Genomic DNA, 22,064 nt, shown 5'->3' with positions numbered 1-22,064 from the left:
AACCTGTGAAAAATCATAAACGAATTACCATTAACGATATTGCCAAACTGGCTGGTGTGTCGAAATCGACCACCAGTTTGGTGCTCAATGGGCGTAGCAAGGAGTATCGTGTTTCCGATGAAACGCGGGATCGTATTATTGCCTTGGCCAACGAACATAACTATCAACCGAGCTTCCACGCCCGTTCTCTACGCTCAACCCGCAGCCACACCATAGGATTGGTGGTCCCGGAGATGACCAATCACGGTTTTGCCCTGATTTCACGTGAGCTGGAGATGCTGTGTCGCGAAGCTGGATTACAGCTACTGATTGCCTGCACCGATGAGAATCCCGGCCAGGAGATGATGGCGGTCAATAGCCTGGTTCAACGTCAGGTCGATGGCCTGATTGTCGCCTCCAGCCAGCTCAATGACAGCGAATATCAAAAGATCAATGCCCGCCTGCCAGTGGTGCAGATGGATCGATTAATTGGTGAATCAGATTTGCCGCTGGTTATCACTGACTCGGTAGCCTCCACCGCCATACTGGTTGAAAACGTTGCCCGCCAACATCCTGATGAGTTTTATTTTCTTGGTGGTCAGCCACGCATCTCCCCTACTCGCGATCGGCTGGCTGGCTTTCAGCAGGGTCTGCAACAGGCAGGGGTGACCTGCCGCCCCGAGTGGGTCCTAAATGGCCATTACCTGCCCAGTTCCGGTTATGAAATGATTGCCCAACTCTGTGCACAATTAGGCCGCCCACCTAAAGCGGTGTTTACTGCCGCCTGCGGGCTGTTGGAAGGTGTACTGCGCTATCTCAATCAGCATCAATTAATGGACAGTGAGATTCATTTATGCAGTTTTGACGATCACTATCTGTTTGATTGCCTGCCGTTGAAAATAGATACCATCGCACAAGATTGCCAAGGGCTGGCACGCCACAGCTTTGAGATGATCACCAGCTTGATTGCTGAATCGGCACTGGCGCAAAATCAACTGATTCTGCCAGGGCAGATCCATTGGCGCCATCCGGGTTCTAAGGCGCTTAATGAGCAACACTGAACCGGTGACCACCCCTGCATTAGCCGACTCCTGGCGGCGCTGCCAAAAATTGATGCAAGCCCACCAATGGCGAGTACCTCACCGGGCCGTGGGTGCGACGTTCCAGTCAATTTGTCAGCGCAAAAATGACTTGCTGGTATTAGGTCAGGCGGCATTGGAAGATGCTTACGAATATATGGAATCACGCCCTTGTGTGCTGCTGATTCTGGATGAAAGTGGCTGTACTCTATGGAAATGCGGGCATCCACAAACGATAAGTCAGCTACAGGCATTAGGGATTGATTGCGGCAGTTATTGGGCAGAAGGGCTAATGGGTACCAATGCCCCGGCGCTGGCAATTGCTGAAGGCAACCCGATACAAGTCAGTGGCCAGCAGCATTTTAAACAGGCGCTGCATCCGTGGCGCTTTTGCGCTACTCCGGTGTATGACAACAGTGGCCGCCAACGGGCGGTCATTGTTTTAGGTAGCCTGCTCACCGAACATGCGGCAAGTGATTTGCCTCTGACATTGGCTATCGCCCGCGAAATTGGCAATTATCTCCACGCAGATAGCTTATTAGCAGAAACTAACCGTCATCTGAATGAACTCAATGCCCTACTCGATGGTGTGGACGATGGTGTCATGGCATGGGACCAACGCGGTTGCCTGCTGTATCTCAATCGTCGTGCTGCGGCTATTTTACAACTAGATGAAACCAGTAGCCTCGGCAAGCCGGTCACAGATTTGCTGACCTTACCCTCCTTACTGACCCACGCCATTTTACACCGTAATCCCCTCAGCCACGTCGAGGTGACCTTTGAGAATCAGCAGCAATTTATTCCGGCTCTCTTAACCCTCAAACCCATCCCAGATGGTAACCGCTGCGGCTTTATTGCATTACTCCATCCACAAGAATTACTGCGGCAAATGGTGCACAACCAATTAGGGGGGGCTAATTGTACTTTTGATGATATGCCGGTTGCTTCACTAGAAATGCGCCGCCTGGTGCGTTATGGCAAGCAGGCTGCCAAAGGTCGGCATCCGATTTTACTGCACGGGGAAGAAGGGGTCGGTAAACAGCAGTTGGGGCAAGCAATCCATAATGCCAGCAATCGCGCCGATGGCCCTTATATCGTCTTAAATTGTCAGGCATTGCCACAAAATTTCATGGCGCGAGAATTTCTTGGTAGTGATGCCAGTGAAGGGGAATCTGGCCAACCCAGCAAATTTGAACTGGCTAACGGTGGCACCTTATATCTGGAACAAGTTGAATATCTGTCGCCGGAAATGCAGTCAGCTCTGCTGCAAATCGTCAAAACTGGCATGGTAATGCGGGTCAACTCTAATCGGGTGATCCCAGTCGATGTCCGGATTATTACCGCCACCGGGGCAGATTTGCCCTTATTGGTTAAACAAGGGCGTTTTCGCCGCCAGCTATTTTATACCCTACAATCTTTCGAATTACATATTCCACCACTGCGTCAGCGTCAACAGGATATCCCCCCACTGGTACAGCATACATTGGCAAGCATTGGGCAACATTTCCACTGCCAATACCAGCCAGATGAGAGTGTTATCCGTCAGTTATGCCAATACCCATGGCCCGGGAATGATCAGGAACTGAAAAGTGTGGTGGAGCGGGCCGCCATGGCTTGCCGCAATAACCGCATTAACCTCAATGATTTGCCAGAGCATCTACTGGGGGAAAGGCTGTTATTAGAACCGGAGATGCCGCAACCTCAGCCTGTCTTATCACTACAAGAATTAGAAAGACAGGCCATTATTCGTGCGGCACTGGTGTGCCAAGGTCAGCTAAATGAAATGGCGACCTTATTAGGGATAGGCCGCACAACCTTATGGCGAAAAGTAAAACTTCATCGGCTGGATATCAGCCAATTTAAGGGTGGCGAGTCATAATCTCAATGCACCGCCCAGTCAGGGAAAATCATCGGCAAAGTAAATGCTTTTAGCTGCTCAGCAGAGAGTTGACGCCGCTGTGCATTAATCTCTGCGCCCGGCCCTTGACTGTTTGCTTCAAAGAAACGTGAATCTTGTGGATAGAACCAGATTTTCTCGCCTTGCTTATCTTTACCAGACATTTTATCCCAACCGTAAATGTGGTCATCCATCGTCGTATTTATAAATACCGTCTGGCCAATGGCCGCAGGATCAGCATAACGGCCATCATCAAAGGCAGTGGTCGGATGCCACGGACGCCCTAAAGCGAAACTTTTGGCTGGAACACCGGGTTCTTTGGTCAAACGACTATTGAGAAAAATCAAACCATAAGGTGATGTGTTTAATGTACTGGGGGCAGTAATATAGCCATAGGGTGGCTCAATATCACGACGATCGCGGGCAATAATATTACATCGGTCAAATACCGTAATACCTGAGCCAAAAATAAAATCGACATGACCACTGATTTCGCAATCAGTAAAATAGCTACGACTGCCCGTTTTGCTGTACAGCGTATCCTGATAACCTTCGAGTTTTACTTGCTTAAAGCGCGCCTTATCACTGTTTTCAGCTAATAATAATGCCACAGCTTGAGTGTCTTTTAACTTCGTCGGATCGCTGTCAGCTTTCTTTTTATTGGCTGGGAAATCAAAATCATTACGAATAGTAAGTTCTTCAGCCGTAAAATTTGCCGCATTAACCAGTACCGTACTACTACCAGATGTTCCCCATTTCTCTCCTTGCGGGTTAAGCATACCCGCTGCCGTATTGGCACTGATCACCGTACCATCACGGTCTTCCCCTTTCAAAGTAACGTTATTACGATTGACCTCTAGCCTTTCGTTATAAATGCCATTTTTCAGGAAAATCACAAACAGCGAATTATCCGCTGGTGCTGATTTTAACGCAGTATTAATCGAGGGAAACTCATTATCCTGAGGCGCAGTAGAAACCACAGCATTATACTGGGCAGCACTGACTTTCCCCAATACAGCAATTGACATCAATCCTAACAATAGCGTTTTACCCAGAAAATTAATTGGCATTACATGATCCTTAGTTATTAATGCTCGCCAGATTAAAATGGTTTTAGGTTATTATCGATTAAGAAAAGCCAGTTACACTATGGTAAAACGGCATAATACTAAAAATGGAACGATGCTCTATTTACGCAGATCACATTTTTGACATTTATAGTTAAATCATAAAAAACCACCCTATATTGAAAGTATGGATAATTTTCAACTCATCTAGCAAGCCTATCAGTAACAACTGCATTTTATTCACTCGCGTTACTAATTCATATAAAGCAACCACCAATAAAAACAATATTTAATCAAAAACATATTATTAGCTAAATATAGATACAATGATAGATATTGATAAAAACTTGCCGAAAAGGGATCTTTGATATATAAAAAAGAAAGAAACAATAAAAAATAGCAAGTCATCAATAAAAACAGGCCCACTAATACATGTGCGTTTATATGGCTTATTTTCATCAATGTAATTTATCAATAACAAATTAACTTACTAGGATATTTTCATTATGGGGATTAAATATAAAATCATTCAGTTTAATATCAATGAGCTTGGGATGGATATAAATCACGTTAAAAATACCTTGTCATTTAAATCATTAGCGTGGGATACTAATGATATAAAACTATCTCAATTAAAATTCTTGGCCAGAAAATTTTATAACGATAAAATCATCATCTTTCAGGAGGCTCAACGTTATCTGGATGATAGATGTCCACCACCAAACATTCAAAAACTCATATTGCGTTTATCTGATATAGATAGACATTTTTTTTACTCCTATAAACCCTTTAGAAAAAGAAGCATTAGCCGATTTATTGTTAAACACATTAATAATCAATGGGAAGTCAGTAATATTGCCTGCCCAGAATTAACTAACTTTACTCAACATGCTGACTATCCCTCAGATTTAAGGCAATTAAAACGTCAATTCCCGCCAATGGACCCGGCAATAAGTCATTCACTTATATTAAAAAAGCTCATAAGGAGTTTCGTCGAAATGCTGTGCGAATGTGAGCATGGGCAAAAAATAGAAACAGTTGAAGTTACCTGTCATCAGATGTCTTTAATTATTGATAATACAATGAATTCGGTCTGCAATTCACCAGAAGGCTTACATCAGGATGGATGTGACTATATTGTATCAGCATTAATTATTGATAAATACAACATTGACGGAGGAACGAGTAAACTCTACTGTACAGAGAGAGAAGAGTTTATTAAATCACAAACATTGAACTGTGGTGAAGGTTTGTTTCATATCGATAGAAATTCAACCATTTGGCACAAAGTGACCCCTATAAAATTAAAAGACCCATTAATAAAAACAGGTTACAGAAATATATTAGGATTCGATTTAAACTATATGCAGCAACAATAAACTCATGTGAAATTAATTTAATGAAAATTAATCAAATAAAAACAAAACAAAATATTACACTATCATTACTGTTTTTCATCCACGGAATAGCCTACGCGAGTATCGTACCCTGGATTCCAGACATAAAAGAAAAGTTTCATCTAAGTCATTAGATGGTTGGAATAATGATATCTGCAATCCCAGCAGGAGCAATTATTATGGGGTTATTGTCCAAGAATTTTATTAACACCATTGGATTATATTGGGCGACAATTATAACATTTTTATTTTTTATAATTATCATATCAATAATACCATTTGCATCATCATGGTATGAAATAACACTGCTGCTCTTCCTGTTTGGGGTTTTCGATGCTTGGGCAGATACCTGTATGAATGTGCAGGCACTTAACATACAAAGATTATATGGCCGAAGCTTGATTAATAGATTTCATGGTGCAGAAAGTATCGGCACAATAATGGGGGGGGGCATCGCCATATCAGCAATTGGATTCGGACTTTCTATGGGACAATTTAGTTTTTCCGTATTGCTTATGAATCTAATAATATTAATTAATTATATGATATTTTTCCGAAAGGGGGATTCATTTGATGAACTTTCCCTTCGTGAAAATATTAAAAAAAGTATGGGCGCCACAGGTACTCAACTGTATATCATTGCGTTAATCTTGCTAACATTCACTTGCGGCATAGAGGAAACAGCAAGTGTTTGGGGTGCTATCTATATGAATGATTACTATCAAGCTCCATCTGTAATTTCAGGTTTACCTTATTTAGCATGTCAGGTATCAATGGTTATAGGGCGAGGATTTGGTGATTACCTGACCAATAAATTGGGTAATATCCCAGTATTAAGATACGGAATTCTAATGGCAGCATTGGGAATCTTAATTGTGATAACCATTCATTCACCAATTGTTTCAATATTAGGTTTTTCACTAATCGGATTAGGGATGTCAGTGGTATTCCCATTAACAATTTCATTTATTGGCCAAATACCCAATATAAACTCGACGAGTGGAATCGCATTCGCAACTTGGATATCAAGAGTTGGCCTACTTATATTTCCACCGTTAATAGGGATGTTAGCCGACATGACATCATTAAGAACTGCATTGATTATGATATTGGTTAGTTGCGTACTGGCATTCTTATTAATTAATACACTATCAAATACACTAATTAAACAGTTAACCTCAGGAGATAGATAATGAAAAAAACAAAGTGGGCTATCATATCAGGGGATGGACTCCCAACGAGTGGTCTACTCACTATTTTTAGAAATGTTGCAGAAATAGCTATAAAAAACAATGATATTATAAATGAAATACCCGCCGATTTAGGATTTTCTTGGCGGCCGGACAAAAAAAATTTTTTCCCTCATGGTAGTACAGAATCACAATATCCAACATGGATGAGAATAAGTTCTATCCATCAAAAATACTCTTATGATAGCGATCATGGGCACTGTTTTACTCATATCAGAAAGAGGGTGGCAAGATATAAATCATTAACAGGAGAAGAAATTAAACAGATCAATCAAGATATTAATTCTATTGCTAAAATTTATGAGGATTATTTCCTAAGTTGGTTTGAAGATAATAAGGTCGATTGGGTGTTTTGCTTAAATATTACCCTTTCGGATGCCGTTCCTGTTAGCCTGGCACTGCACAACGCAGCGAGAAGGTATTGGGCTAAAAAAGATAACGGCGGTATTATTTTTTGGGATCATGACCTATTTGGTAGTTATGCCATTTATGAACATGAAGAAAGACTATATCCTGAAAAACCCAATATATTGACACCCATACCACAAGATAATACCTATACTAAATGGATAGTTGCGTCTGAAGCCTTGGCGAAGGAAAGTAGAGACTATCCAACAGAATTGGTACCTGATGTCATTCCTAATATATTACCGTCAATCGATGTGTCTGCTTTTAGCAATATTCACATTGATTTTTTAAACCAATATAATATAGCTATAGGTTCATCTATTGTTATAGTTCCCGTTAGAGTATTTAGAGTCAAGGGTATCGAAATATCAATAAGTGTTTTTAATAAGCTACTTGATATTTATAAAGAAAAAAAACTACCCACGCCGAAACTGTTGATATTCGGGAACATGAATGAAGATTCTGAGTATGCTCATGATTTAAAAGAGCAGGTAAAAAAATACAACCTAGACAATAGTATTATATTTTTAGATGAAGTACCGATAAAAACATATAAAGATAAAGACAACAAATGGCATTTAGATGAAATTGACTTACTTATCATTTGCCATACGTTATCCGGCGCAGTTTTATTTACACCTAATGTAGAGAACGTGGAAAGTGTCGGTTTAGGTCCAGCACTTGCTGCTATTGCAGGTATTCCCTGCGCAGTAACACAGTATACGGCCTTCACTGAGTTTTATGGCACTGAGTACCATCACATTAAAGTAATCCCAGAACACCCCAGGGATGCTGCACAACAGTTATTTGAATGGATGCAGTTACATGCTGCCGGGGCTGACGAGATTAAAACGCTATTAGCTAATAATAAAAAATTTGTTCAATCAAAATTCCCTAGAGAACCGTGGAGTAAATTTATGCATAAGTTATTATAAATAGAGATTATTACTTTCAAGAAAAACTCACTTCAAAGGAATATATAATGAATATTATAGATATAAACATACGCAAAAATAAAAATGAAATACCACCCAAAATAAAAATTTTAATACTCGGCGCTGGAATGTCGGGTTTAGAGTTAGCTAAGCATTTAAATTGTAGAGGAATAAAAGACATCGTCGTTATAGAAGCTGGTCCAGCAGATGATTACAACCATATAAATGCAGGAGGTGAATATGAACGAGCCAATGAATATTGGAAAAATGAAGGATCTGATAAATACTCCTACCGTTCATGGCATTCTTTAAATGAACCTCATTTTGCTAAAGGAACTTGTCTACGTCGTAGAGTCGGCGGTAGATCCCTTTATTGGCATGGTGTTATTTTACCAATAGAGGCTGAGACACTTAAATTCTGGCCTTCAAATATTGCCCATGATCTTACTGAAAGTTGGTTAGGTGGACCATCACTTTACACACAGGTGCAGTCTGAAATGCTCGCATGGGCAGATAAGAATCACGATATAGATTACTCTCTTCAGCTTTCTGGTTTTGAGTTTAAAATAACACCTCAGGTTATTCGTAATATTAATTCATCAGGTGGCTGGGAATCTTATTCACCACTTTCCTATTGGAAAGAAGATAACCAATTAAGATCTAACCCGAAAATAATTCCTGGGTATGAAGTTATGTCACTCATCGTTAAAAATGGTCACTGTATTGGCGCTAAGTTGAGACATATTGGCTCTAATGAGGTACATACCATCTTCGCTGATAAATGTGTTCTCGCCTTAGGTACCATTGAGAATACACGTTTGGCAGCGCAAGTACTTTATGATTCGGGACATTTAATTGAGGAAAAAATAACTGGACTCGTCGATCACATTGTTCAGGGGTTTAATGTGACATTTGAGTATTATAAACTATCCGATATGCTGAGAGAGTTAATTTAATATAAATCTGACACTATATTCTTTTGCCATAGTTCCGCAGGAGAAAGATTTAATTTATTTTTCACTATCACCCAATCAGATTTTGGCATTGAATTAGAAGTATGGACAATGGGCGAACAGATCCCCTCCGATCACGGATATATTTTCATAAATAGAAATGATGAGAACATGCCTTTATCAATTTATAGTGGTTTAAATAATGATGATAATGTATTGATACAAAAACAGCGGGATGAACTAAATATATTCTGGCATGGAATTTGTGAAAATATATCAATCCCCTTTTCCCCATTAGTTTTTGAAGGCGGTTTTACTGTCCATGCCAGAACCATGGGGGATGTCTATCATGAATTTCATTCCCCATCGAGGGTAGTCCATGCCAACAAACCCGTCACATGGATAAGCCCACTTGGAACGGAAAACCATGAAAGTAGTACTCTGCCACTGGGAGAAATATTGAATGAAAATCATGAATTTGATCATATCAAAAATCTATATGCTGTTGGCCCAAGTACATTCCCACGACCAGGTGCGGCTAATCCATCGTTAACAACACTCGCACTATCACGTCGACTTGCTTACATTCTTAATTAACAGAAGGCTAAATTAATAAGGATATTACTTTTATGTGTAATCCAATTTATATTCTCGGTACTGCTCTATCGCATGATGGCTCAACATGTCTAATGAAAGATGGCAAAATTATATTCTCGATTGAGAAGGAAAGAATATCCCGAGTAAAACATGATGGATTTAATGATAATTCAACTATTCAATATTGTTTAGATGCTGCGGGTATTGAATATAAGGACCTCTCATTGATAGTAGAACAAAACTCTTATAATCCATTATTTAGCCAATCATTAGAACAGCGGAAAAATAGGGTTTTACCCCCCATGGTGCCGATCATCACACTTTCTCATCACTTGGCACATGCCTACAGTGCCATAGGAACATCACCTTTTGATGATATGGGTATTGTGGTTATTGATGGCCATGGAGGTAGCTTAGACAGTTGTAATGACATTGTTGAGGATATCAAAGGTGCGAATAGTATCCACGTTAACAATCGTTACCGTTACTGGGAAACATGCAGCTACTACGTTTATCAAGATAGTAAAATCAAGCCTATCTTCAAAGACTTCTCCAGGTGGGTTAATCGAAAGAATCGCAAAGACTATCCTGTTTCGAGCTGGGAAATAGAAAATTCTATTGGTGAGTTTTATGAAGGGATAGCGCTGTATATTTTTGGCGAGCTGGATTGCGCAGGTAAGTTGATGGGATTAGCCCCTTACGGAAGGCCGAATGTAATCGATTGGATACCGTTCTACTTCGATTCCGGCAAAGTGGTGTTGCGTAGTGACTGGTGGGCAAAAATAGACCCTCTGTTAAACTCTGGTCCTACTCATTTTCGTGACAACTTCCAATATTACGCCGATTTAGCCTATTGGGCGCAAACCAAACTCGAGGAAGCACTGTTTTATCTGTTCAGCCATTACTACCAACTTTATCCTATGAAAAACTTTGCTTATGCCGGAGGGGTTGCATTAAATGCCACCGCAAATGAAAAGCTCATTACTAATAGTGAGTTTGAGCGTCTCTATATCCAACCTGCGGCGGGAGATAACGGGCTATCAATTGGTTGTTGCTATTATGGCTGGTTGGAAGTGCTGAAGAAAGAGCGAGTAAAACACTCTGGCTCAACATACTTTGGCAAAAAATATGATGATATTAGTGTTATGGCAGAGCTTGAAAAGCATGCCGATAAAATTGAATATACTTACTATGATGATATTGAAGCTATTGCCGCAAAATCCATCGTGGCAGGTAATGTTATTGCCTGGTTCCAAGGGGAGTCTGAATTTGGCCCTCGCGCTTTAGGAAACAGAAGTATCTTAGCGGACCCCCGTAACCCTCGAATGAAAGATCATATTAATACTAACGTTAAATATCGCGAGGATTTTCGCCCCTTTGCTCCTGCCGTTTTGCATGAAAAAGCGAATGACTATTTCGACTTGAACCATGATAGTGATCACATGCTATTTATTGCCTATGTCAAAGAAAAATATCGAGCAGCACTACCTTCGATTGTCCATGTAGACGGTAGTGCCCGCGTGCAAACTGTCAAAAAGGAGATGAATAAAAAATTCCATACCTTGATAAATTATTTTTTTGCCGAGACTGGCGTGCCTATATTACTGAATACCTCTTTGAACACCAAAGGAATGCCAATAGTGGAAACCCCTAAGGATGCCGTCAATTTATTCTTAAACTGTGGGCTAGATTTCCTGTTCATCAACAATTACATGATATACAAGAAAAACACGTCATTAATCTCTTTGTATTAATACAACTGTAAATCATATCTGTATGTTAAAAATATGAGGTTTCTATGCATGAAGATAAATCATCTATTGGTGATAATAACAGCCTAAAAATTGGCATTATCCATTTAATAACCGAAGGCGTACAACTTTTTGTCGGCGGAGTAGGTTCTTATATCAGAGGGCAAATTATGGCATTACCGGAGGTAATTAAATTACTGGCTGATAATAATATCAGCTTAGAACCTCATTTTATTGAAATTGCCTCCAGTAAATATAATTATTTTTTTGACACCAGTAATTATGGTTATTTTATTAACCAAATTCATAATATGGGGGGACCTTTTCAACTGTACCAGACATGACATTGGGGAAAGGCGTTGATTGTTCATGGCCCTACGGTGATGCTTTTCTTGGTAACTTACAGAACTGGCAAATCTCCTCTGCTGCAGGGGCGGCAAAAATTATTGATCTCAGTAGCCATTACGATATCACTCTGGCCTTTTGTCATGAATTGCCGTTTTCGTTCACGCCGCTAATTGCTCGTTTGCATGCGGCTATTGAGAAACGTAATCTAAAAATTATCTATATTTCCCATGGCACGGCATTTAATCATGAAATGCCATTACCGAATCCTGAACGTATTATGGCTGAATCATTGGCTGTTCACTGGGCCAAGATTGATTCTAATATCAAGCTCGGTAATATCAGCAACTTCCTGGCAATGCACTTAGTGGCACAATACGGTGCTGACCCACAATCATTTATACCGACACCTGCAGGAATAAATATCAATGACCCCTGGTTTCGAATACGCAGTGATCAGGAAATCAGTGACACACTCTCATCACACGGAATATCGCTGGATCACTCATTAGCTATCACTTTAGGCAGAGGGGTTCATTACAAACGCCATGATCTGTTGCTCAGAGCAGCCTGTTATCTGGGTAATGATATTCATCCCGTTATTATGAGTGACCCGATTTTGCCGGAGTTATCTGCCTTAGCGAGCCGACTCGATATCTCTGCCTCTCTGATCAATTCTTTTGATCGCGAACTAATGGCATGTCTTATTCAATGGCGTAATACGCGGGTTTGCGTTCTTTCTGCTGAGAATGAACCTAATGGATTGATTCCGATGGAATCACGTTGGCTGGCCAGACAGCAGGGAGCATTGTTAATTGTTGCCGACTCCGGCGGTTTGAGTGAGCAAGTTGAACATGGGATCGATGGGTTCCTTCACATCCCCGGGAACGCAGCAAGTTTAGCGGAAATAATACGCCAGATTTGCCAATTAACCGACGGCGAAATAGATAAAATCAGACAAGCCGGAGCTACATTAATAGAAGAGCGCTATAACTGGCGAAACCAGATTTTGTCTCCACTGAGATATCTGATTCCGCAAATTGCAGCTCTGGACTGATGCAGAGCTACAATGTTCAGTTAAGCATTTTGGCGGTGATTTTTTATTGCAGTTTCAGTGCCCCGATTGCGGTATCTAATATTGCATTTTGCCCATTACGGCTGGCTTCCAGGCAACCCATGGCACCGACTAACATTGGAATATTCAACTCTTTAGCCAGAATAGCGCTATGAGACATGATATGCCCCTTGCTTAAACAGATGCCTTTTACCTGCCGGTGGTTCAGCCCAACCATTTGTGAAGGCAATAATTCCTCGGCTAATAATATAATTTCACCACTAACTGAAAGAGAAACTGGTGGTAGCCCGGTCAAATGGCCCAATGTGCGGTTAAGTATATCGCGGATATCTAATTCCCGAACGCGTAGATACTCATCATCCAGAGCCAGATAATCTTCCACCATTGTCATCAATTCATCCTGCAATGCCGATTCTGCACAAACTAACTGACGCTCTACGCGCGCATCCATCGCCTGATGCAGTTCCTCATCATCAATCAGCATCACATGAGCGTTAAAAATAGCCGCTGCTTCAGGGCTAATCTGCTGTTCTGCCTGTTGTGCCAACTGCTGCAAATCAGCCACAGTTTGCGCCAACGCCTGTTGTAAACGCCGCTGCTCTTTAACTACCTGTTCAGCATTGATTGTTTGAGGTAAAAAAACCGGAATGGCGGGTAACCATTGCAACAATGGTGCACTAATCGCGCCACGAGGCACCATGACGCCAGTAAATTCCCCCTCACTGGTGGTGGTGACGAATTCGCCAAAATGTTGCCGCGCCAATTGCATAAAAGCATCTAGCGCCTCGCCTGCTTGCTCACCACTGGCCAGCAAACGAATGGTATCACCTTTACGAACTTGCAATATTGCGAGCTGGTTCAGGCTGCGTGGATTCACACACTGACCATTTTTTTCCAGCAGTAAATCTGCCGCGAACGGAGCCAATGCTTCGACCAATTTAGCCGCCGGTCGCACATGTAACCCGTTAGGATTGCGCACCACCCAACTGACACTCTGAGCATCCGCTGCCGCCTTAGCCACCGCATTACTGGCAGGTACCACGGCTTCTTCCCCTAGCTGAGTGGCTTTCGCTATCAACGCCCCCATTGCTTCAGCACGGACGTCGGCAAGTGAAGCGCCAGATGATGCAGCGACGACAGCAGCGAGAGTCCCTTCCACCAGTGGTGCGGCACAGAGTTGCACATGTTGCGCCATATCGGGGTCTAATAGCTCCAGTGCCGTTTCTGCGCTGAGTAAGGCACTGCCTAAATCCATCAAAACCAGTACCCCAGATGGGGTGTAAACCGACTCAATGGCTTCCATCACTTTAATGGCATCCGTGCCAATAGGATGATCCAGGTCGTCTACACCGGCAGCAACCGCTAACTGGCAGCTCCCTTGTGTCATTTGCTGTGCCAGTTCGGCCACACCCTGAGCCAGCAGCGCGCTATGAGAAACTACAACGAGATTGACCATCTTTCCTCCTGATAAACGTGTCAGTCCAGCCTGATTAATGACTGGCAACCTGCCATAACGCCTGCATCATCAGCATGGCTGATGTTGCCCCTGGGTCCTGATGACCAATACTCCGTTCGCCCAGATAGCTGGCACGGCCTTTGCGGGCCTGCATAGTAATAGTGCCGGCCAATGCTTGCTGGGCACGTTCAACGGCCTGCTGCAATGCATCTACCACCGTGGCTCCCTGCTGATTTGCCTGTTCGAGTTGCGCCACTACCGCCCACCAAACATCACACATCGTTTTATCGCCCGGTTCCGCTTTACCGCGCATCACTACCCCTTCCACTCCATCTTTAAACATCTGACAAACCGCCGTCAGATCGAGGCTCTGCTTAGCATTCGTGCTTTGTGCTGCGCGAATAAAAAACGTGCCAAACAGCGGGCCGCTGGCGCCGCCAACACTTGAAAGCAGTGTCATACCGGTATTTTTCAGGATAAAACCAATGTCTTTATCGGCAAAGGTCGGTAACTTTTCGACCACTTTATTAAAGCCGCGATTCATGTTCAGGCCATGGTCGCCGTCGCCGATTTCAGTATCCAACTGCGTCAAAAAATCTCGCTGCTCGCTGAAAACTTCAGCACATAACTGTAACCAACTGACAATTTGTTGTTTGGTGAGTCCCATGTTCTTCTCCTGGCGCATTGTTTTGTAAGATTATTTTCAGCACTTGTGCTGAATTAAACTCAGTGATTCGGGTTGGTGAAAGTCGCGCATCCCTGCGGCTTCAAGTACCAAGGAGATATCAGCAACCCCAGCGCAGCGCGGGGGTACTTACTGGGGCATCCCACAATGACAGGAGTTCATCATCAACTTTCAGCACGGTGATGGACATACCCTGCATATCCAATGACGTACAATAAGAACCAATCAATTTACGCTCGATGGTCAAACCGAATTGTGTACAGCACTCCGCCAGACGGTGCCAGACACCATAAAGTTCCGATAAGGGGGTCGCGCCAAGGTTATTGACCAGAACAATGACCCGATCGCCTTTGGCTAAGGGTTGCTTACTCTGGCGCGTCTCGTTCCAGTCACCGGCTTGTCGATCCCAGTGGCGTAATGTGCGCTGATAGCTGCCGTGATCAATCAAGGTCTGGAACATGGCGTCTACCGTGTTATTCAGTGAAGTAAATGGCCGACGCTCAATACCCGGTTCGCCATGGATACCCACACCAAATTCCATCTCATTTTCAGCCAAAATAAATGACGGCTTACCGGCAGCGGGTACAGTACAAGCACCAAGCGCGATGCCAATAGAATGCCCCTGATTATTAATTTTCTGCCCCAGTAGTGCGCATTCATCTAATGAATCACCACGTGCCGCAGCAGCACCGAGTAATTTTTCTATAATGACCGTGTTCGCCACCCCACGCCGCCCGGCGGTATACAGGCTATCTTTGACCGCCACATCATCGTCTATCACTAAGGTAGCAACAGCGGTGCCACCGGCATGCAACAGCTCGGCTGCAGTTTCAAAGTTTAGAATGTCGCCAGTGTAATTCTTAATTAGCATCAGCACACCTGGCCCACCATCAATGGCTTGGCCGCATTCATACATTTGATCGGGGGTCGGCGAGGTAAAAATCTCACCCGGGCAGGCGCCATCCAACATGCCTTCGCCAATAAAGCCACAATGCATCGGTTCGTGACCACTGCCACCACCGGACATCAATGCAACTTTGCCACTCACTGGCGCATCTGCACGGGTGATGAAAAGGGGCTCTTGATGTAATGTTAGCTCAGGATGCGCCGCAACCAGCCCCTGAATTTGCTCCTGTAACACACTCTCAACGCTGTTAATTAATTTTTTCATTTTATGCTCCGCGAACGGGAATGGCTGGAGAACAGAGCTGCCGATGATGAGAAACACCGGCAGACTCGGTCGATTTTCAACTCAGAACGTATTTGCCGCACAGATTAGTTGAGGAAAGCCTGACCCAAGCGGTCAGCTACCATAATTGCAGCATAGACACTGTCAGGTGTGACCTTGAACGGCATGTTGTGGATGGTTTCTCCCTCAGCACAGCTGGCCTTGGCGACATCATGGATCTTGCGTTCAATATCCTGAGAAACGCCCATCTCAGCCAATGTGATTGGTAAACCCAGTTGCTGGCAGAATGAGAGCACTGTCTCGATCTCTTCCATGCTGCTGTTCTGTAATACGAGCTGCGTCAGGGTACCAAAGGCCACTTTCTCACCGTGATACAAGTGGTGGCACTCATCTAATACGGTGAAACCGTTATGAATGGCGTGAGCGGCCGCCAGACCACTACTTTCAAAACCAATACCGCTCAGATAGGTATTGGCTTCGATAATACGTTCAACCGCTTCGGTCACAACACCCGCCTCTACCGCCAGTTTGGCTTTATAGCCCTCCGCCAGCAGGGTTTCGTAACACAAGCGAGCCAGTGTAACTGCCGCTAATGTCGATGCACCACCAGCCATACTGATAGCTTTAGCATCAAAACAGGCTTGTGCTTCAAAATAAGTAGACAGCGCATCGCCCATACCAGCGACCAGCAAACGTACTGGTGCTTTGGCAATAATGGTGGAATCCATCAGTACGATGTCAGGGTTTTTCGGGTAAATCATATATTCAGCGAACTTGCCCTGTTCGGTATAAATAACGGATAAGGCGCTGGTCGGGGCATCGGTAGAGGCAATAGTAGGCACCACAACGACAGGGATATGCTGATAGTGAGCAATCGCTTTAGCCGTATCGAGGGTTTTCCCGCCACCGATACCAACCACTCCATTACAGCCGTGCTTTTTCAGCTCAACCGTCAACCGCTCAATTTCGTGACGGGAACATTCGCCATTAAAGCGGCTGAAATGATGTTCCAGCTCACTGGCTTGCAGGCTGGAGCCGACGGTATCAGCAGTCAGCTTCATGACGAAATCATCAGCAATGATAAAATAGTTATTAGCCAATAACTTAGCAAATTCACCAATGGACTGTAATGCATTGGCACCTTGAATATATTTGGACGGAGATTGAATGACTTTCAGCATATCTTGCTCCTGTAGCGTAAGAGATAATGTAAGAATAAATAATTTTTAGGGTCAATTTGATGAAACTGCATCCACTATAAGCGCAAAAAACAGGCTGAGAACCAACAGTTAAAACGTTCCATTATGAAACTCCGTTATCTCAGCATGGTTTCATATTGGAACGATAATGCCGTAACACAGGGACAGGAAGAGAAGTGGCGCACAGAAGCCGCCAAACAGTGTAAGAAGGTAAAATAGAAATAGGTTTACCCGCGATAGGCACCAGCCATAAAAAAAGCCACCCCAATAAAAGGGGCAGCTTTAGTCATTCTCGGTAGTGCTAACGCCACACTAACCGTTATTCACTGACGGGTTCGTCACTCACTTTCTCTTTAGGTTCTGGATTCATACAACTGTAAATCACTGGTAACACCAGCAATGTCAGCACCGTTGCAAAGCCCAGACCAAACATGATGACCACCGCCATACTCTGGAAGAAAGCATCACTGAGCAGCGGAGCCAGCCCCAGAACCGTGGTAAATGCCGTCAACATAATAGGCCGTAAACGGGCGGTAGAGGCATCAATAATAGCTTCGCGCAGTGGTTTTTCCTGTCGCTGTAAGCCTATCTCTTCCACCAACACAATGCCGTTACGTATCAACATACCACTCAGACTTAACAGCCCCAACAAAGCCATAAAACCGAATGGAATCCCCGTCAACAGGAAGCCTACCGTGACACCAATTAATGCCAGTGGCACCGTCAGCCAGATCGCTATAGCATTGCGCACCGAGCTGAACATCAATACCGTTACGATGAACATAATCAGGAACGCGATCGGCAAACTGGTGAAAATACCCCGTTGTGCTTCCTTGGTACTTTCATAGTCACCGCCCCACTCCAGTTCGTATCCGCGCGGTAACTGAATGGCTTCCACACCCGGTTTGATACGCCGCAACAGTTCAGCAGAGGTCTCACCGCCTTGTTGGGTCGGATCCGTTTGTACCGTCAGCGTCCGCTTGCGATCCAGGCGCATAATGAGCGGATCTTCCCACTCGGTTTCAAAACTGGTGACAACGTTATCGATCGGGATAAAGGCCAGGCGCGCCTGACTCCATACCATCACATCATTCAGCCGTTCTGCATTAAGCCGTTCTGCATCCGGTGTGCGCAGTACAATCGGCATTAAGCGAGTGCCATCACGGTATAATCCTACCGGCAGGCCACCAAAGCTCATGCGCAATGTGCCATCAACTTCGCGTTTATCTACCCCCAGTTCGCGCCCCAGATAGTCGGAGAATTGTGGCCGGATCATTTTGCTACGATCCTGCCAGTCATGCCGTGCACCATCTGCCATCGGATCAGCAATGATCGCTTTTTCCGCTTGCGCTGCCAGGGTTCGTAACACTTCAGGATCCGGGCCAACAAAGCGTGCTTCAATGGAACTGTTGTTGGACGGCCCAAACATGATGCGTTTTATCTGCGCATCAACCTGCGGGTATTCGTCATGCATATAGGATTCGATTTCATCAATCAAACCCGGTATTTGGCTGAGGTCCTCGGTACGAACCATCACCTGCGCATAGTTAGGATAACGACGTTGAGCATTGTAGGTCAGCATAAAGCGCATTGCGCCCTGACCAATCGTCACCATGGTGTCCTCAACCCCTTTTTGCTGCTTGATATACTGCTCAACCTTGTTCGCTATCCCTTCGGTGTAATTGATATCAGTACCATTCGGCAGCCAGATATCAACGAAGAAGATTGGCGTATTAGAGGGCGGGAAGAAGCTCTGGCGAACATGACCAAAACCCACCACCGATGCCACTAACATGGCCGCCAGCAGCACCAAAGTGATACTGCGATGTTGCAGTAATTTATTCAATATCACCCGATAATAGCGGAATAACCACCCATCATAAGGTTGTCTGGCCGGCTTATCGGCATCCACTTTCGCCGGTTTCTGGTTTTGGAATGCCCACTTAGCAAAGACCGGTGTTAGCGTCAGTGCCGTGAACCAACTTAACATCAGCGAGATCAACAACACCTGGAATAACGATTTACAGTATTCACCCGTTGCATCATTGGACAGGCCGATAGGTGCAAAGGCCAGAATGGCAATGATAGTCGCGCCTAACAACGGCATCATTGAGCGCTTCACCACATTGCTAATAGCGGTAAAGATGCTTTCGCCTCGCTGGCGACCAACAACGATACCTTCCACCACCACAATGGCGTTATCCACCAACATACTTAGCGCGATAATCAGCGCCCCTAACGACACTCGCTGTAGCTCGATATTAAATAGCCACATAATGAGCAACGTACCCAGTACGTTAAGTGCCAACGAGATAGCAATCACTATACCGCTGCGCACCCCCATGAAAATCAGCAAAGTGACCACAACAATCAACAGTGCCAACAGGAAGTTAAGGATAAAACCGTTAACCGCCCCTTCAACTTCATGGGACTGATCATAGAACACGTTGATATGCATACCTAACGGGCGTTCACCGTCAAGCTGCGCCAGCCGGGCTTTAATCGCATTACCTACGTTTACCACGTTGACATTCGGGGCAAACGAAATCCCCAGTGCCAATGCAGGTTTACCGTTGGCACGATAAATATTGGTCGGTGAATGGCCAAAACCTTGAGAGACAGTAGCGATATCACGCAAATACACGCTTTTCGGGCTGCCGGGCTGACTTACCAGTAAATTCCCCAGTTCTTGTACACTTTGGAATTCACCGGTTGGATGCAAACGAATAGACTCACTGCCCACCTGCAACTGGCCCGCATCGGACACCACATTCTGGCGGCTCAGTAAATCGGATAACTGCTGTGGCGTGATACCTGCGGCGGTCATCTGGGCACGAGAAATCTCCACCTGAACTTCTTCAGGCAGAATACCCACAATACCCACTTTACCTACCCCGGGTACCAGTACCAGTTCACGTCGCAGTTGCTCGGCAAAATTACGTAAATCCTGGTTACTGTACCCCTCTCCCGTGAGTGAGAAGAAGAAGCCATAAACATCGCCAAAGTCGTCATTGACCATCGGCGCACTGGCTCCCGGTGGCAAACGCACACTGTTATCGTTGATTTTACGCCGCAGTTCATCCCAGATTTGCGGTAACTCATTCGCGCCATATTGTGCGCGAATATTGATAGTTATTTGTGATAAACCGGCACTGGAAATAGAAGTGACGTCGTCAACATAAGAGAGTTCCTGAATGGCATTCTCCAATGGGAGTGTGACTTCCTCTTCTACCTGCTGTGCTGATGCACCATCATAACGGGTGACAACTACCGCCGTTTTGATGGTGAAGGCTGGGTCTTCCAGCCTGCCTATATTGAGATAGGCAATAATGCCACCAATACCCAGCAACAGAATCGTTAGCCAGATACGGGTATTATTATTGATAAAATTGTCAGTCAGCTTCATCAGAGACCCCGCTCACGGACCCAAGCCCGGACAACCTGATTTGGGCGAAGCTCACCGGTACCTGCGGAGACAATCTGCTCGCCATCAGCCAGACCGGAGGTGATTTGAATACCGTTGGCGGTCAATTGAGCTACCTGAACTTTGCGCTCTTCAACATGCATCTGACCATCATCATTCTTGATAACCCAGACTCTTGCATCATTCAATTGGGCAGTGTCTGGGTTAAACACGGCTTCCACTGGTACGATAATCGTCGGATGATCAGTGCCAGACAGATTGCCAGAGTTGATTCTTACCCGGCCACTGATACCTGAAAGCAATGGCATATCAGCCGGGCGCTTCATCGTCAGTGTCACCTGGAAAGTCTGTGAAGCAGAGGTGGTTGAGGTGGTGTGTTCTTTATACTCAGCAATAAATTCGCGCCCCGGCATATGATTAAGTAATACCGTTGGTTTGTAGTTACGATTGCTGATATCCAGCGTAGTAAACAGGCGCTCCGGCACACTGAACACCACATCTAACGTATCCAATGCACTTAATGTGGCAACCGCCTGACCTGGGGCCATGACCTGATGGTTACGCACATTCACATTGGCAATAATGCCATCAAAAGGTGCGGTAATAGTTGCATCACTAAGTTCTTTTTGTGCAATTTCCAAGGCCGCACGCGCCGATTCCATCTCAGCACGACGTACATCCAACTCAGCACGAGATACCGCCCTTTGCCCTTGCAAGGTATTGAAACGGTTAAACTGATCGCGAGCCAGATTAAAGGTAGACTGACGATCCCTGACTCGTAGGTTCAAATCCGTATCATTCAGTCTGGCAATGACTTGGCCTTTTTTCACCTGCTCACCTTCACGCACCAGCAACTGTTGCAATTGCCCACTTCGCTTAAAGGAGAGCTGAGTTTCATCGCCAGCTTGTAATCGCGCTGGAAAATAGCGAGTGCCATTTTGCCCACTGTCTTCAACGGTAAATATTTTTACCGGGCGCACACTTTCTGCGACTTCAGGGGGAGTTCTGTCGCAAGCAGCGAGAAGAAACGTTAATAGCAGAGTGATTACTGTTTTTATCTTCACTATAAGATCTCGTTGAGTCAGATTTTAATAATTATTGCAGATTAATTATTCACACTTCTTTATCTGTTTTGGGCTTCACTTTTTTGTGACAGACGGCGCACCAGCGCTCTTATTAGTGTGATTAATAATCCCCCGGTAAACATCCCTAGAAAATAGATCAGCACAATTAGCACCGAAATGGGTAGTGTTATTTGCATGGAAAGTAAAGATAAGTTCACTAGCCCGCTGTTTTGAAATACAAAAAGCGTCATCAGGGTCACTATCAGCAAAAAGCACACTAAATACACGTATTTCACTTGATCACCCTTTTCATC

At 44.4% G+C, this 22,064-nt stretch carries 14 protein-coding genes and 2 pseudogenes; 8 read left to right on the top strand and 8 right to left on the bottom strand.

Annotated features, from left to right (window positions below; genetic code table 11):
* Positions 1-5: 5 nt before the first annotated feature.
* Entirely contained in the window at positions 6-1,040 is a 1,035-nt protein-coding gene (locus tag ACWJJO_RS03135; protein ID WP_372557932.1) for a LacI family DNA-binding transcriptional regulator, read from the top strand.
* Entirely contained in the window at positions 1,027-2,937 is a 1,911-nt protein-coding gene (dhaR, locus tag ACWJJO_RS03130) for a dihydroxyacetone kinase operon transcriptional regulator DhaR (protein ID WP_372557931.1), read from the top strand. The genes ACWJJO_RS03135 and dhaR overlap by 14 nt, the downstream gene beginning before the upstream one ends.
* Before the next feature lie 2 nt (positions 2,938-2,939).
* Here the strand turns inward: dhaR and ACWJJO_RS03125 are convergent, their stop codons facing one another.
* Positions 2,940-4,025 carry a pectinesterase family protein gene (locus tag ACWJJO_RS03125; protein ID WP_372568637.1) on the bottom strand — a complete coding sequence of 362 codons (1,086 nt, stop codon included), beginning with the start codon at positions 4,023-4,025 and terminating at the stop codon, positions 2,940-2,942.
* Between the two features lie 503 nt (positions 4,026-4,528).
* On the opposite strand from ACWJJO_RS03125, the gene ACWJJO_RS03120 reads away from it, so the two are divergent.
* The 6 genes and pseudogenes from ACWJJO_RS03120 to ACWJJO_RS03095 all read left to right on the top strand — a co-directional run bounded on the left by ACWJJO_RS03120 (position 4,529) and on the right by ACWJJO_RS03095 (position 12,715).
* Complete coding sequence (locus ACWJJO_RS03120; protein ID WP_372568636.1) at positions 4,529-5,401, top strand: 2OG-Fe dioxygenase family protein; 873 nt, start codon at positions 4,529-4,531, stop codon at positions 5,399-5,401.
* Positions 5,402-5,553: 152 nt separating this feature from the next.
* Complete coding sequence (locus ACWJJO_RS03115) at positions 5,554-6,612, top strand: MFS transporter (protein ID WP_481090631.1); 1,059 nt, start codon at positions 5,554-5,556, stop codon at positions 6,610-6,612.
* Positions 6,612-8,012 (top strand): glycosyltransferase family protein, encoded by a 1,401-nt coding sequence (locus ACWJJO_RS03110; protein ID WP_481090630.1) that lies wholly within the window; start codon positions 6,612-6,614, stop codon positions 8,010-8,012. Before ACWJJO_RS03115 ends, ACWJJO_RS03110 begins: the two co-directional genes overlap by 1 nt.
* Positions 8,013-8,059: 47 nt before the next feature.
* Positions 8,060-9,562 (top strand): annotated as a pseudogene (locus ACWJJO_RS03105) (GMC family oxidoreductase).
* 32 nt (positions 9,563-9,594) lie between these two features.
* A complete protein-coding gene (locus ACWJJO_RS03100) occupies positions 9,595-11,316 on the top strand; it encodes a carbamoyltransferase family protein (protein WP_372568632.1) in 1,722 nt (573 codons plus the stop codon).
* Positions 11,317-11,360: 44 nt separating this feature from the next.
* Positions 11,361-12,715 (top strand): annotated as a pseudogene (locus ACWJJO_RS03095) (glycosyltransferase family 4 protein).
* A 43-nt stretch (positions 12,716-12,758) separates the two neighbouring features.
* On the opposite strand, the gene dhaM reads toward ACWJJO_RS03095, so the two are convergent.
* The 7 genes from dhaM to ACWJJO_RS03060 form a co-directional block, all read right to left on the bottom strand.
* Positions 12,759-14,189, bottom strand: a complete 1,431-nt coding sequence (gene dhaM, locus ACWJJO_RS03090; protein WP_481090629.1) for a dihydroxyacetone kinase phosphoryl donor subunit DhaM — start codon at positions 14,187-14,189, stop codon at positions 12,759-12,761.
* Positions 14,190-14,223: 34 nt separating this feature from the next.
* Positions 14,224-14,856 (bottom strand): dihydroxyacetone kinase subunit DhaL, encoded by a 633-nt coding sequence (dhaL, locus tag ACWJJO_RS03085; protein WP_442821290.1) that lies wholly within the window; start codon positions 14,854-14,856, stop codon positions 14,224-14,226.
* A gap of 118 nt (positions 14,857-14,974) precedes the next feature.
* Positions 14,975-16,045, bottom strand: a complete 1,071-nt coding sequence (dhaK, locus tag ACWJJO_RS03080) for a dihydroxyacetone kinase subunit DhaK (RefSeq protein WP_083160739.1) — start codon at positions 16,043-16,045, stop codon at positions 14,975-14,977.
* A 104-nt stretch (positions 16,046-16,149) separates the two neighbouring features.
* Positions 16,150-17,244 (bottom strand): glycerol dehydrogenase, encoded by a 1,095-nt coding sequence (locus ACWJJO_RS03075; RefSeq protein WP_083160741.1) that lies wholly within the window; start codon positions 17,242-17,244, stop codon positions 16,150-16,152.
* Between the two features lie 337 nt (positions 17,245-17,581).
* Positions 17,582-20,668: an efflux RND transporter permease subunit gene (locus tag ACWJJO_RS03070; RefSeq protein WP_083160743.1), complete on the bottom strand. Its 3,087-nt coding sequence runs from the start codon at positions 20,666-20,668 to the stop codon at positions 17,582-17,584.
* The gene (locus ACWJJO_RS03065; protein ID WP_372568630.1) at positions 20,668-21,750 is read right to left on the bottom strand and encodes an efflux RND transporter periplasmic adaptor subunit; all 1,083 of its coding nucleotides are present in this window, start codon (positions 21,748-21,750) and stop codon (positions 20,668-20,670) included. The genes ACWJJO_RS03070 and ACWJJO_RS03065 overlap by 1 nt, the downstream gene beginning before the upstream one ends.
* A gap of 59 nt (positions 21,751-21,809) precedes the next feature.
* Complete coding sequence (locus ACWJJO_RS03060; RefSeq protein WP_083160747.1) at positions 21,810-22,046, bottom strand: LapA family protein; 237 nt, start codon at positions 22,044-22,046, stop codon at positions 21,810-21,812.
* Positions 22,047-22,064: the final 18 nt, after the last annotated feature.

It is taken from the genome of Yersinia antarctica (assembly GCF_056636475.1).
Note: the sequence above shows the minus strand (reverse complement) of the source record. Positions and strands in the feature narration are given on the sequence as shown.

What these genes read in the sequence shown, in the direction of transcription:
- ACWJJO_RS03075 (WP_083160741.1), bottom strand. Translation starts at nt 17,244, where the DNA reads ATGCTGAAAGTCATTCAATCTCCGTCCAAATATATTCAAGGTGCCAAT.
- dhaK (WP_083160739.1), bottom strand. Translation starts at nt 16,045, where the DNA reads ATGAAAAAATTAATTAACAGCGTTGAGAGTGTGTTACAGGAGCAAATT.
- dhaR (WP_372557931.1), top strand. Translation starts at nt 1,027, where the DNA reads ATGAGCAACACTGAACCGGTGACCACCCCTGCATTAGCCGACTCCTGG.
- ACWJJO_RS03115 (WP_481090631.1), top strand. Translation starts at nt 5,554, where the DNA reads ATGGTTGGAATAATGATATCTGCAATCCCAGCAGGAGCAATTATTATG.
- dhaM (WP_481090629.1), bottom strand. Translation starts at nt 14,189, where the DNA reads ATGGTCAATCTCGTTGTAGTTTCTCATAGCGCGCTGCTGGCTCAGGGT.
- ACWJJO_RS03125 (WP_372568637.1), bottom strand. Translation starts at nt 4,025, where the DNA reads ATGCCAATTAATTTTCTGGGTAAAACGCTATTGTTAGGATTGATGTCA.
- ACWJJO_RS03100 (WP_372568632.1), top strand. Translation starts at nt 9,595, where the DNA reads ATGTGTAATCCAATTTATATTCTCGGTACTGCTCTATCGCATGATGGC.
- dhaL (WP_442821290.1), bottom strand. Translation starts at nt 14,856, where the DNA reads ATGGGACTCACCAAACAACAAATTGTCAGTTGGTTACAGTTATGTGCT.
- ACWJJO_RS03120 (WP_372568636.1), top strand. Translation starts at nt 4,529, where the DNA reads ATGGGGATTAAATATAAAATCATTCAGTTTAATATCAATGAGCTTGGG.
- ACWJJO_RS03110 (WP_481090630.1), top strand. Translation starts at nt 6,612, where the DNA reads ATGAAAAAAACAAAGTGGGCTATCATATCAGGGGATGGACTCCCAACG.
- ACWJJO_RS03070 (WP_083160743.1), bottom strand. Translation starts at nt 20,668, where the DNA reads ATGAAGCTGACTGACAATTTTATCAATAATAATACCCGTATCTGGCTA.